This window comes from Amnibacterium flavum (assembly GCF_003097495.1).
Taxonomy (GTDB): Bacteria; Actinomycetota; Actinomycetes; order Actinomycetales; family Microbacteriaceae; genus Naasia; species Naasia flava.
The window spans coordinates 1148590-1161590 of the sequence record NZ_QEOP01000002.1 but is presented as its reverse complement, the minus strand read 5'-3'; the positions used below and the strand labels follow the sequence as shown (position 1 = coordinate 1161590).

11 protein-coding genes are annotated in these 13001 nt (G+C 67.7%); 7 read left to right on the top strand and 4 right to left on the bottom strand.

From position 1 onward, the window contains the following. Window positions 1–46: 46 nt before the first annotated feature. Together DDQ50_RS13180 and DDQ50_RS13175 are read left to right on the top strand one after the other, a co-directional pair. A complete protein-coding gene (locus DDQ50_RS13180; protein ID WP_116757153.1) occupies window positions 47–2965 on the top strand; it encodes an alpha-mannosidase in 2919 nt (972 codons plus the stop codon). Window positions 2966–2967: 2 nt separating this feature from the next. Beyond that, complete coding sequence (locus DDQ50_RS13175) at window positions 2968–4323, top strand: MFS transporter (RefSeq protein ID WP_116757152.1); 1356 nt, start codon at window positions 2968–2970, stop codon at window positions 4321–4323. Between the two features lie 116 nt (window positions 4324–4439). On the opposite strand, the gene DDQ50_RS13170 is transcribed toward DDQ50_RS13175, so the two are convergent. Next, window positions 4440–4931: an FBP domain-containing protein gene (locus DDQ50_RS13170; RefSeq protein WP_116757151.1), complete on the bottom strand. Its 492-nt coding sequence runs from the start codon at window positions 4929–4931 to the stop codon at window positions 4440–4442. A 302-nt stretch (window positions 4932–5233) separates the two neighbouring features. Between DDQ50_RS13170 and DDQ50_RS13165 the strand changes: the two genes are divergently transcribed. The 4 genes from DDQ50_RS13165 (at window position 5234) to araA (ending at window position 10340) form a co-directional block, all read left to right on the top strand. Further along, window positions 5234–6277 (top strand): LacI family DNA-binding transcriptional regulator, encoded by a 1044-nt coding sequence (locus DDQ50_RS13165; protein ID WP_116757150.1) that lies wholly within the window; start codon window positions 5234–5236, stop codon window positions 6275–6277. A 171-nt stretch (window positions 6278–6448) separates the two neighbouring features. Then, entirely contained in the window at window positions 6449–7147 is a 699-nt protein-coding gene (locus DDQ50_RS13160) for an L-ribulose-5-phosphate 4-epimerase (protein ID WP_116757449.1), read from the top strand. Then, on the top strand, window positions 7144–8748 hold the full coding sequence (locus DDQ50_RS13155) for a xylulokinase (RefSeq protein ID WP_116757149.1): 1605 nt from the start codon (window positions 7144–7146) through the stop codon (window positions 8746–8748). Before DDQ50_RS13160 ends, DDQ50_RS13155 begins: the two co-directional genes overlap by 4 nt. Window positions 8749–8816: 68 nt before the next feature. Then, on the top strand, window positions 8817–10340 hold the full coding sequence (gene araA, locus DDQ50_RS13150; protein WP_116757148.1) for an L-arabinose isomerase: 1524 nt from the start codon (window positions 8817–8819) through the stop codon (window positions 10338–10340). A 140-nt stretch (window positions 10341–10480) separates the two neighbouring features. On the opposite strand, the gene DDQ50_RS13145 is transcribed toward araA, so the two are convergent. Further along, window positions 10481–10924: an iron chaperone gene (locus DDQ50_RS13145; RefSeq protein WP_116757147.1), complete on the bottom strand. Its 444-nt coding sequence runs from the start codon at window positions 10922–10924 to the stop codon at window positions 10481–10483. Between the two features lie 227 nt (window positions 10925–11151). Then, the gene (locus tag DDQ50_RS13140) at window positions 11152–11703 is read right to left on the bottom strand and encodes a dihydrofolate reductase family protein (protein ID WP_116757146.1); all 552 of its coding nucleotides are present in this window, start codon (window positions 11701–11703) and stop codon (window positions 11152–11154) included. A 129-nt stretch (window positions 11704–11832) separates the two neighbouring features. Here DDQ50_RS13140 and DDQ50_RS13135 point away from each other — a divergent pair, with 129 nt between their 5' ends. Then, window positions 11833–12474: a dihydrofolate reductase family protein gene (locus tag DDQ50_RS13135; protein WP_116757145.1), complete on the top strand. Its 642-nt coding sequence runs from the start codon at window positions 11833–11835 to the stop codon at window positions 12472–12474. 157 nt (window positions 12475–12631) lie between these two features. Here DDQ50_RS13135 and DDQ50_RS13130 read toward each other — a convergent pair whose 3' ends face one another. Further along, window positions 12632–13000 (bottom strand): DUF2510 domain-containing protein, encoded by a 369-nt coding sequence (locus DDQ50_RS13130; protein ID WP_165829819.1) that lies wholly within the window; start codon window positions 12998–13000, stop codon window positions 12632–12634. Window position 13001: the final 1 nt, after the last annotated feature.

The window sequence follows — 13001 nt, the reverse complement described above, 5'->3', positions numbered from 1 at the left end:
AGCGCGGCGGTCGCTTCCACCGGCGGAACGAGACGAGGGGGCACCCGTGGGGTTCGCGTCCTGGCTGTTCGGTCTCAAAGTCCAGCAGCCGGCCGAGTACCAGCGGCTGATGCGCATCCGCCGCACGATCTACACGCGAGTCGCCCCGCTCCGGGCCGAGATCCTGCGCTCGCCCGAGCCGATCCGGTTCGACGAGATCGACAGGTCGGCTTTCACTCCGATCCGTCCCGGCGCGGCGTGGGGCAAGGTGTTCGACTGCGCATGGCTGCGCATCACGGGCGAAGTGCCCGAGGGTGTTCGGGATGCCGTCGTCCTGCTCGGCATCCGGGGCGAGGGGCTCGTCCACTCGCCCCGCGGTGAGCTGCTCGACTCCGTCAGCACCGTCTTCCAGCAGGGCGACCTGCCGCACAGCGGCGGGCGGTACCGACCCGTCCGGGGCGTCGACCTGACATCGGGTCACGTCGAGTTCTACGCCGACGTGACCTACAACGGGTGGATCCTCTACGAGGTGGGGAAGGCCGTCTACCACGGCGCCCAGCTCGCGACTCGGGACGACGAGGCGTACGCGCTCTACTACGACTACCTCACCCTGCTCGTACTGGCCGGCGCGACGGAGGATCCGGCCGTCGAGGCCGACGTGCGGGAGGCGCTCCGGGATGCCTACGCGCGATTCGTCACGGGCGACGTCGCTGCCGCGCGGGAGCATCTCGCCGGCCAGCTCACCCGCCCATCCGACAGCGACTTTGTTTACAGCGCGGTCGGGCACGGCCATCTCGACATGGCCTGGCTCTGGCCGCTCCGCGAGACCCGGCGCAAAGCCGCTCGGACCTATGTCCGCGCGCTGAACACGATCGAGACGCGCGGCGACTACATCTACGGCACGAGCCAGCCGCAGCAGATGTCCTGGATGAAGCAGAACCAGCCGGTCCTGTTCGAGCGGATGCGCCGCGCGGTCGCCGATGGCCGGATGGAGATCCAGGGCTCGTTCTGGGTCGAGCCCGACACCAATCTGCCGTCCGGGGAGTCGCTCGTCCGTCAGGCCGTCGTCGGGCGCCGGTTTCTGCAGGAGGAGTTCGGACTGACCGACGAGCAGTTGCGTCTCTGCTGGCTGCCCGACACCTTCGGGTACAACGGGAACCTGCCGCAGATCCTCAAGGGCACCGGCATGGACTGGTTCCAGACGATCAAGCTCGCCTGGAACAAGGTCAACGACTTCCCGCACCGCACCTTCCACTGGAAGGGGATCGACGGATCGAGCGTGCTGGTGCATATGCCTCCCGAGGGCGACTACAACAGCCGGGGCGCAGCGGACAACCTGCTGACGGGATTGCTGAGGTATCCCGAGAGGGCTCTCGGCACCGCCCTGCTCGTCTACGGCTCGGGTGACGGGGGAGGCGGCCCCGGTGAGATCCACCACGAGGTCATCGATCGCGAGGCGAGCCTCCGCGGGCTGCCGAAGGTCGAGCACTCGTCGGCGAGCGATTTCTTCCGCCGTCTCGAGCGGATCGACGTGGAGCACACGCATTCGGGGGAGCTCTACCTCGAGACGCATCAGGGCACCTATACGACCCAGGGGCAGATCAAGCGGCACAACCGCCTCGTCGAGCGGAAGCTGCACGAGGTCGAAGCCCTCGCGGTGTTCACGGGCGCCGACTCGCGGGCGCGACTCGAGGAGCCGTGGCGGGAGGTGCTGCTGAACCAGTTCCACGACATCATCCCGGGATCGTCGATCGCGCGCGTCAACCGCGAGGCCATCGCGACGTACGAGCGCATCGAGTCGACCCTCGACCGCTACCGCGACGAGCTGATCGCGCAGCTCCCCACGGGGCCCGGCACCACCGCGATCAACCTCACGAGCCTGCCGCGGGACGAGTACGTCAAGGTCGACGGCGGCTGGTTCCGCGCCATCGTCGAGCCCTATTCGGCGGCGGTTGTCGAGCCGGTCGGGACTTTCCCCGAGCTGACCTACACGGCCGACACCCTCAGCAACGGGCGCTTGACCCTCCGTTTCGGCGAGACCGGGGAGATCGTCTCCTGCCGCGATCTGCAGGGCGAGGAGCACGCGAGGGACGGGCTCAACCGGCTCGTGCTCTTCGACGACCCCTACGTCTGGCCGTTCAACGCCTGGGATATCAGGGTCGACTACGCCGAGTCGACTCCGACGACGCTGCGGGCCGGCTCGGTCCGCAGCTACCTGGACGGGGCCACGGTAGTCCGAGAGCAGAGCTACCGGACTTCGAAGGTGTCGATCACGCAGCGGGTCGTACTCGAGGCGGGGAGCGACGTCGTCCGCTTCGAGACGGACGTCGACTGGCATGAGAAGCACCGCATGCTGCGGGCGGAGTTCCGCCCTCGGCACTACGGCGAGACGGTCAAGTGCGAGATCCAGTTCGGTCACATCGAGCGGGTCACGACCGAACGCGACCCGGTGGAGAAGGCCCAGTTTGAGGTCTGCGCTCACAAGTGGATCGCGACGGAGGACTCGGGTGGCGGATTCGCGTTGCTCAACGACGGCAAGTACGGGCATCGCGCGAAGAACGGCCTGCTGAGCCTCAACCTCCTCCGCGCCCCGACGTTCCCCGACAAGACGGCGGATCGCGGGCGGCATCACTTCACCTACGCGTTCGCACCGTTCGAGTCGGGCGACCTCGCCCCGGTCATCGCCGAGGGGTACCGGCTGAACAACCCGCTCACGATCGCCCAAGGCACCGTGTTCGAGAGTCTCATCGGAGTCGATGACCCCGGGGTACTCGTCGAAACGGTCAAGCGCGCCGAGAACGGCGACGGAGTCGTGCTCCGGCTGTACGAGAGCCTCGGTCGCCCCACCACGACAGTGCTGCGCACCGCTCTGCCGCACGCCGTCGCCCTCACGACGAACCTCCTCGAGGTCCCCGCAGGCGAAGCCGATCTCGACAGGCTCGAGTTCGGTCCGTTCGAGATCAAGACGATCCTCCTGAAGGGCTGACGATGACAGCGGATCGAACGACCGAAGCGCCCGTGGACCGCAACCAGGCGGTCCCGCTGCGCCGGCAGAGCATCGCGGTCGTCGCCGCCGGATTCGGGCAGAACTTCGTGCTCACCACGGTGTCGACATTCATCCTGGTCTACCTGCTGCAGTACGCCGGGATCAGCACAGCGGGCATCGCGGTCGTGACCGTCATCATCACCGTCTCCAAGGTCTTCGACGCGATCCTCGACCCCATCCTCGGCAGCATCATCGACATGACGAGCACCCGCTGGGGCAAGCTGCGGCCGTACATCCTGTTCTCCGCCGCACCCGTGGCGATCCTGTCCGGTCTGATGTTCTCGGTTCCCGATACGACCGAACCGCTCAAGCTGGTCTACTTCGGCATCTTCTACGTGCTCTGGGGCATCGCCTACACCGCCTGCGACGTGCCGTTCTGGGGGCTCATCGGCTCGGCGTTCGTGGAACCGAAGGCGCGCACCCGGGTGATCGGCAACGTCCGCGCGTTCGGCGCGATCGCCCTCGGGATCTCGACCCTAGGGATGCCGTGGATCGCACGCCTGCTCAGCTTCGGACCCGAGACGACGAGCGCAGGATGGTCGCTCGCGGTGTTCCTCACCTCCATCCTCGGCATGGGGGTCTACCTGCTCGCGTTCTTCTTCGCCCGCGAACGGCAGACATCCGCGGCGAGCGACGGACTGCGGTTCCGACAGATCGGATCCACGCTCGCGAAGAACACCCCGTTGCTGATGGTGCTCGTCGGCTCGCTGCTCGGCTTCGGCAGGTTCATCGTCCAAGCCGGGGGAGCGGTATTCGTCGTCATCGCATACGGGGACGAGGGGACCTTCACCCTGGTGGGCGCGGCCATCATCCTCGGCATGGTCATCTCGTCGTTCTCGACCCCGCTCCTGCTGAGGTACGCGTCCGGCCGCTCCCTCGCGATCTGGAGCTCGTTCGCCGGTGCCGCCCTCTACCTCGGCATGTACTTCGCGGGCTTCGAGAACCTCTCCGTCATCCTCGTCTTCATCTTCCTGACCGGCCTCACGCTCGGGGTCTTCCTCACCGTGCAGGCGACGCTCATCGCCGACTCCGTCGACGATGTCGAGCGACGTCTCGGAGTGCGCAACGACGGGATCTCGTTCGCGACGCTGACGTTCGTGTCGAAGATCATGAACGCTCTCGCGGTGCTCGTCTTCGGCTTGTTCATCGTGCTGGCCGGATACGAGGACGGGGTGACCGTGACGAGATTCATGCAGGACACGATCTTCGCCTCGATCACCCTCGTCCCCGCGATCAGCTGCGTGCTGTCCGCTGTGCCGTTCTTCTTCTACCGGCTGGGCGGCAAGGTCGCGGTCTGAGCTGGTCTCGGTGGGGCCTGCGGCCTACTCGACGTCCGAAGGAGGTCGGAGGTCGAGTAGCGCGAAGCGCGTATCGAGGACCGTCCGCCCGCCCGCTGAGCGCAGCGATGCGAGCGCTACGCCCCGTCCCGCACGTTGCGCACGAAGTTGCGGGCGTGCTCGCCCAGCACCTCGATGCGCCGCAAGCGCTCCGCCTCGACATCGAATCCGATGTACGCGACGGGCGGGAGCTTCCGCACATTGGCGGAGCACTCGAAGTGCGAGCAGACGAGCGTCGCGACGGTGTCGCCGTTGCGTCCGGCCGCTCCGGCGCGCTTGGCGCTGAACGAGACCACTTCGTTCGGGAGGGTGACGTCCTCGCACCACGAGCACTGGGCGCGGGCGCGCGGTTTGACCTCGCCCTGTCGGAGGACCACTCCGGTCGCGGCGCTGTCGAGTTCGACGACGACGTAGCCCAGCATGGGCAGTTTGGGGTCGCGCCAGCCGAGGTAGTCGAGTCGGTCCCACGCCGTGTCGGCGAAGCCGGGCGGAAGGGTGACGCTGCTGCGCTCGCGAAGGGATGCGTTGACGAACGAAGCGCGAATGGTCTTCTCGTCGAAGGTGATCATGATGGTGAAACCTGTCTCTGTGGATCGCCGGCCGAAGGCGCGCGGCGAAGGGAATCCGGGAAGGGGGAGACCTCGATCGCGAGGCTCTCCCGGCGCTGCGACAGCGCCGGAACTGCACGGAAGAGACGGGCTATCTCGGGTCGGCGAAAGCGCCGACAGCCTCCTGACGCCCCGAGGGCGGAGTCGATGAGACGTGAACCACGAGAGCAGAGCATACGCGCGAACGCGGAAAGCGTCACCTCCCCGCCGGACCGGCCGGGCGAACGTGCCCGGTTACACTGAGCCACCGGAAGCGAGGGGCGATGACCGATCGAGTCGAACCGGCACCGGAACCGAGCGGTGCGCGACGCGCTGCGGGTGTCGGCATGCGCGACGTCGCGCGCGCCGCGGGGGTCTCGACTCAGACCGTCTCCCGTGTCCTCAACGGTCATCCGCACATCCGCGACGAGACACGCGAACGCGTCCTCGAGGTGATGGGGGTCCTCGGTTACCGCGTCAACAACGCGGCTCGGGCGCTCGGAACCCAGCAGACGAAGACCATCGGAGTGATCGCTGCCGACGCAACCCTGTACGGTCCCTCCGTCGGGATCGCCGCGGTCGAGGCGGCCGCCCGTGCGGAAGGCCGCTGGATCGCGACCACCTACGCGGACGCCGACGATGAGGAGTCCGTCCTCGCCGCGCTCGATCACCTCCGCGGACAGGGAGTAGACGGCATCGTGCTGATCGCAGCCCACAGTCGCACACGAGACGTGATCGACCGCCGGTCCGACGACCTTCCCGTCTCCGTTCTGCATGGGGATCTGGGTGCGCTCGCGCAGCGCGAGGCGGCCGCGGCGGTCGTCGATCACCTCGTCGGACTCGGGCATCGTCGCCTCGCCCGGGTGGGCGGCCCCTCCGACTGGTTGGAGGAGGAGGCCCGGTCGGCCGGGTTCGAGGCGGCTCTCATCAATGGCGTCAGCTGCGTCCTACATCTCCACGGCGACTGGTCCGCGGCGTCGGGGGCGGTTGCCGGCATCGAACTGGCCGCTGCGGTCCGCGCGCCCGGAGGGCCGACCGCGATCGTCGTCGCGAACGACCAGATGGCGCTCGGTGTCATCGCGTCCCTGCGGCAGGAGGGCATCGAGGTGCCGCGCGATGTCAGCGTCGCCGGATTCGACGACGCCCCCGATGCCGCCTTCTACCTTCCGTCCCTCACCACCGTCCGGCTGGACGTGGCAGCCGAGGCCCGGCGTTGCGTGCTGCAGATCGTCGAAGGCGACGTCGTGCGAGAGTCTCAGCCGCCGGCCGTGAACGGCGGCCCACCCGTTCTCGTCGAGCGCGCCTCGACCGCGCGACCGTCCCGCTGAGGATCGCGCGGGGCCGGTGGACTCACGCCTCGCATCTGGCGATCACTGACTGTTACCGGTAACATCCAGTAGCGGTGCAGCGCACCGAGTGAGAGCCGATGGAGGACCCACGTGACGAGCCCGGAAACGGCAGCGACGCCGAACACCACCCCCGCGATCCAGGCGGCGGACATCTCGCCCGAGGTTCAGGTCGTGATCGATTCGCTCCGCGAGGAGGTGACCCGGCTCCACGCCGAACTCGTCCGCTACAACCTCGTCATCTGGACCGGCGGCAACGTCTCCGCACGCGTGCCCGGGGCCGACCTGTTCGTGATCAAGCCATCGGGCGTCTCCTACGACGACCTCGCCCCGGACAACATGGTGCTCTGCGATCTCGACGGCAACGTCATCCCCGGAACCCCGGGCAGTGAGCGCAGCCCATCCAGTGACACCGCAGCGCACGCCTACGTCTATCGCCACATGCAGGACGTCGGGGGAGTCGTGCACACCCATTCGACCTACGCGGTCGCGTGGGCGGCGCGTGGCGAGGAGATCCCGTGCGTCATCACCGGCATGGCCGATGAGTTCGGCGGCCCCATCCCGATCGGACCGTTCGCGATCATCGGAGACGACTCGATCGGTCGAGGCATCGTCGACACCCTGACCGGTCATCGGTCCCGCGCGGTGCTCATGCAGAACCACGGTCCCTTCACGATCGGCGTCAGCGCGAAGGATGCGGTCAAGGCCGCGGTCATGTGCGAGGACGTCGCTCGCAGCGTGCACATCGCACGCGAGGCCGGGCCGCTCATCCCCATCCCGCAGGACAGGATCGACAGCCTCTTCAATCGATATCAGAACGTCTACGGGCAGGGTGGGGACGACCGCCGATGAGTGGATCGAGCATCGACGACGTCCGCGCCGCCATCGAGGCGGGGCGCGCGACACTGGGCATCGAGTTCGGGTCCACGCGGATCAAGGCGTGCCTGATCGGCGACGATCCCGCCACGGTGATCGCCGCGGGCGGTCACGAGTGGGAGAACAGCTTCGTCGACCGCGTGTGGACCTACTCGCTCGACGAGGTCTGGACAGGGGTGCAGGCCGCCTACTCCGAGCTCGTCGCGGACGTGGAGCAGCGGTACGGGGTGCGTCCCGAGTCGTTCGCGGCGATCGGCATCTCGGCCATGATGCACGGCTACCTCGCGTTCGCCGCCGATGACGAGCTCCTCGTGCCGTTCCGCACCTGGCGCAACACGACGACCGGACCCGCCTCGGACGCGCTCACCGACCGGTTCGGCGTCAACATCCCGCTGCGCTGGTCGATCGCCCATCTCTATCAGGCTGTACTCGACGACGAGTCGCACGTAGCCGAGATCCGGTCGCTGAACACGCTCGCGGGCTACGTGCACTGGAAGCTGACCGGCCGCCGCGTGCTCGGGGTCGGGGACGCCTCGGGGATGTTCCCCATCGATGTGGCGACCCGCGACTACGACGAGGATCTGATCGCCCGGTTCGACTCCCTCGTCTCGGAGAGCCCGCTGAGCGTCGGGTTGCGCGACCTGCTGCCCGAGGTGCTCGTCGCCGGAGAGCAGGCGGGACGGCTCACGGCCGAGGGTGCCGCGCTCCTCGACCCCTCAGGGCTCCTGCAGCCGGGTGCCGTGTTCTGCCCGCCCGAGGGCGACGCCGGCACCGGGATGGTCGCGACCCAGGCGGTCGCTCCTCGCACGGGCAATGTCAGCGCCGGGACGAGCATCTTCGCGATGGTCGTCCTCGAACGGCCTCTCTCGGGCGTGCATTCCGAACTCGACATCGTCACCACGCCCGCCGGCGACGCGGTAGCGATGGTGCACTGCAACAACGGTGCCAGCGAGCTGGCCGCATGGGCGGGACTGTTCTCCCGCTTCGCGACCGCCGCCGGCACGCCGATCGATTCGGATGCCGTCTACGAGACCCTCTTCCGGGAAGCGCTCGACGCCGAGCCCGACGCGGGCGGTCTCGTCGCATTCAACTATCTCGCGGGGGAGCCGATCGCCGGTCTCGACGAGGGGCGCCCGCTCGTCGTCCGCGGACCGGACAGCAGGCTGACGCTCGGCAACTTCTTCCGCGCGCAGCTGTACAGCGTGTTCGGAACGCTCAGCCTCGGCATGCGCGTGCTCGCCGATGAGGGCGTCGAGGTCGATCGCCTCTTCGCCCACGGCGGCATGTTCCGCACCGCGGGTGTCGCGCAGCGGTTCCTCGCCGGAGCGCTCGACGCGCCGGTCGCCGTCGCCGAGACCGCATCGGAGGGCGGGGCGTGGGGGATCGCGGTGCTCGCCGCCTTCACCGCCGCACCCGCGAAGAACGACCTCGACTCGTACCTGCGCGACGCGGTGTTCGCCGATGCCGTGTTCGACATCGCCGAACCCGATCCCGCCGACGTCGCCGGATTCGCCGCGTTCCTCGACCGGTACCGCGACGGCCTCGCCGTCGAGCGCGCCGCCGTCGACGCGCTCTGACCGCCCCGATCACCGATCACCGCTCACCGCAGAGCATCCGAACGAACCGACCCGCCAAGGAGAACCGCATGTCCAGCCGCAGCATCGTCCCCGATCTCGCAACCCGGGAGGTCTGGTTCCTCACCGGCAGCCAGGGCCTCTACGGCGAGGAGACCCTCCGTCAGGTCGCCGAGCAGTCCCAGGCCGTGGCCGAAGGCCTCCAGGCAGCGAGCGACGTGCCGGTCACCGTGGTCTGGAAGCCCGTCCTCACCGACAGCGACGCGATCCGTCGCGCGGTGCTCGACGCGAACAGCGACGACAACGTCATCGGCCTGATCACCTGGATGCACACCTTCTCGCCCGCCAAGATGTGGATCGCCGGCCTCGAGCTGCTGCAGAAGCCGCTAATGCACCTGCACACGCAGGCGAACGTCGATCTGCCGTGGGGTGCGATCGACTTCGACTTCATGAACCTCAACCAGGCCGCGCACGGCGACCGCGAGTACGGCTACATCCTCGCCCGGCTCGGCATCCCTCACAAGATCGTCGTCGGTCACGTGTCCGACCCGGTCGTCACCTCGCAGGTCGGCACCTGGACGCGTGCGGCGGCCGGATTCGCCGCAGTCCGATCGCTCAAAGTCGCCCGGTTCGGTGACAACATGCGCTACGTCGCCGTCACTGAAGGCGACAAGACCGAGGCCGAGCGCCGTCTGGGGGTTCAGGTCAACACTTGGGGCGTCAATGAACTCGCCGACGCGGTCGACGCCGTCGCCGATGCGGACGTCGACGCCCTGGTCGCCGAATACGACGAGCTGTACGACGTGGTTCCCGAGCTGCAGGCCGGCGGCGAGCGCCGCGAGTCCCTGCGCGATGGAGCACGCATCGAGCTCGCACTCCGGTCGTTCCTCGAGGCGGGCGGGTTCGGTGCCTTCACCGACAGTTTCGAGGACCTGGGCCGGCTCAAGCAGCTGCCGGGCCTCGCCGTCCAGCGCCTCATGGCCGACGGCTACGGTTTCGGGGGCGAGGGTGACTGGAAGACCTCGGTCCTCGTCCACGTCGCCAACGTGATGGGCGCCGGCCTTCCGGGCGGCGCGAGCCTGATGGAGGACTACACCTACCATCTGGCCCCGGGCAGCGAGCTCATCCTCGGGGCGCACATGCTCGAGGTGAACGCGGCCCTCAGCTCCGAGAAGGCGAGTCTCGAGATCCATCCTCTCGGCATCGGCGGTAAGGAGGACCCGGTGCGCCTGGTCTTCACGGCGGACGCCGGTCCCGCGGTGGTCGTTGCTCTGTCGGATATGCGCGACAGGTTCCGGCTCGTCGCGAACGTCGTGGAGAACGTCGGACTGCCTGAGCCGATGCCGAACCTGCCCGTCGGGCGTGCGGTGTGGAAGCCGGCCCCCGACTTCCGCACGTCCGCATCCGCCTGGCTGACGGCGGGCGCGGCGCACCACACCGTGATGAGCAATGCGGTCGGTGTCGAGGTGTTCCGCGACTTCGCGGTCATGGCCGGTATCGAGCTGCTCGTCATCGACGACGAGACGACGCTGAAGGACTTCCAGCGCGAGGTCGAGTGGAACTCCGCCTACTACCGCCTGAAGGAAGGCGTCTGAGTCCGATCCGTCACGGACGGCGGAGGCTGACGATCGCCGCCGCCGTCCGTTCGATCAGGTCGTAGGGGATCGGCTTCGTGTACGGGAAGTCCACACAGTCCTTCGGCCGACGCGGCATCGGCGGTCAGCGCCCTAAGAGCTCAGCCGGCCGCCTTCGCCACGAGTGCGGCGATCTGCTTCTCGACCGCCGGCGTCAGTGCGGTGACCGCGAAGGCGGTGGGCCAGATGTCGCCGTCGTCGAGCGCGGCGGTCTCATTGAAGCCGATCGTGGCGTAGCGCACCTTGAACTTCGCCGCGGCCTGGAAGAAGACGACGACCTTGCCGTCCTTCGCATATCCGGGCATTCCGTACCAGGTCTTCGCGACGAGCTCCGGAGCGGCCGTCGCGACGATCTCATGCAGTTTCTCGGCGATCGCGCGGTCGGTCCCCGACATCTCGGAGATCTTCTCGAGGAGATCCTTCTCCGCTGCGGCCTGCTTCTCGGCGGCGGAGCCCGCTCGTTTCGATGCGGTCCGGAGCTCCTTCGACCTCTCCTTCATGGCGGCGCGCTCTTCGTCGGTGAACGTCTCGGTGGTCTCGGTCATCGTTGTCCTCCTGCGTCGGCGATGAATCGACAGTAATGACCCGCGGAGTCCGGGCGCTTCTCCATTTCTGCCCGATCCCTTCGACCCGGACCGTCGAGGCCCTTTTCGTTTCGGCGAGGTCGGCGACCGACGCATCGGGCCCGCCGCCGAGCCGGGCTGGGAATGGGTGGTCGATATCCACTCGGGCAAGCTGCAGCGATTCGGGCAGCAGGTCTGAACAGTCGGATTCAGCGGACTCGACGGTACCGCTCGTAGGCGACCTGCGAGCCGAACGTGCGCGTCTCGATCAGATCGAGCGGCAGGGGGCGGGGGAGTGACGGCAGGAGGGGGGTGCCCCCTCCTGTGATGATCGGGTACCGGAAAAGGCGGAATTCGTCGATCAGATCCAGCCCCACGGCCTGCCCGACGAGGTCGGCTCCGCCGATCGAGACGTCCTTGTCCGTGGCGCTCACCGCCGCGGCGATCTCATCGGCGACCGAACCCGAAGCCAGCCGGGCGTTGCCGTCGACGCGCTCGAGCGTGCGGCTGAAGACGACCTTCGGGAGGGCGGCCCAGACGTCGGCGAACGCGGCATTCGCCTCGGTGCTGCGGAAGTAGGGGTCGGTCTCCCAGACCGACATGTTCTCGTACAGGCGCCGGCCCAGCAGATAGCCCCCGAGCAAGCCGACCTGTTCGAGGTGGAATTCGAACAGGTCGTCGATCGGGGCGGTCCACTGGAAGCCGCCATCGCGGTCATTGATGTACCCGTCGGCGGAGACGCCCATCGACACGATCAGCATGCCGCGATTGTGTCACTGCCGCGCAGTATACGGAACTGTCGTGAGACGTGATCCGGTATCGCGAGGAGTTGACGCCGTCTCTCCTGTCTGCCAATGTGTACAGTGTACACTTTCAAACCGGAGGAATCAGTGGCGGTTCGGGTCGACCTCAATCTCTCGCTCGACGGCATCGCGATGCCGGCGAATCAGACAGCCGAGAATCCGATGGGCGAGGACTGGGGGCGTCTGGTCGCAGCATACGTCGGGACGAAGACGATGCGCGAGCGGGTCCTGCGTGACACCACGGGGGAGGGAACGACCGGGGTCGACGATCGATATGCCGCCGCCTACTTCGACGGAGTCGGTGCGGAGATCATGGGAGCCGCCATGTTCGGACTCCATTCGTTCCCCGACGACCCGGACTGGCGCGGCTGGTGGGGCGAGGAGCCGCCGTTCGGCTATCCGGTCCTCGTGCTGACGCATCAGCAGCGTCGGACGATCGACTTCGCCAACGGCACTCGGTTCGAGTTCCTGTCCGTCAGTCCGCAAGAGGCCCTCGACCAGGCGCTCAGGCTGGCCGGCGGAGCCGACGTGCGAATCGGCGGGGGAGTCGGCACCGTCCGCGACTTCCTCACCGCCGGTCTCGTCGACCGGCTGCACGTCGCGGTCTCGCCGATCGTCCTCGGTCAGGGCACGAGTCTCTGGGATGACCTGCGGAGCTTCGACCTCGGCTACGCCGTGACGTCCGAACTGTCGGAGGCGGGCGTGAACCATGTCACGTTCGCTCGCTGAGTAGCAGGGCGGTCGGCGATCGTCAGTGACGGGTCCAGGTGGCGTGGGTCACGCCGTTTCCGGCCCTTCCGAGAATCAAACTGACATAATGTGCATTATCGGCGCGCTGAGATCACAGCGGTCCGGGTGGTTCGTCGGACGATTTACTCGATGATCGTCATGGTTCACGGAGATCGTCGCGGCGCACCTTCAGTGCGGCCCGCACGAAGAAGATCTCGAGTCCGACGAGCGCCAGCAATCCCAGCAGCGCCAGCCAGATGTCGAACCGCTGATTCACCCAGAAAACGATCAAGCCGACGATCAGAATCGCACAGATGACGACGTTCGCGACTGAGCCGATGCGACCCTCCGATCCGAGGAGCACGTCGACCTTCGTGCCCTCGGTGAGACCGAACGGCGGCTTGACGAGTTTGAACTCGGTCTCGGACCACTCCGCGCCGTCCCACCAGCGCAGCATGTCGTCGGCCATCGGGTCGACGTACCAGCCGGGCTCGGCGTCGTCATGAGGAGGCGGCAGGGCGTCCATG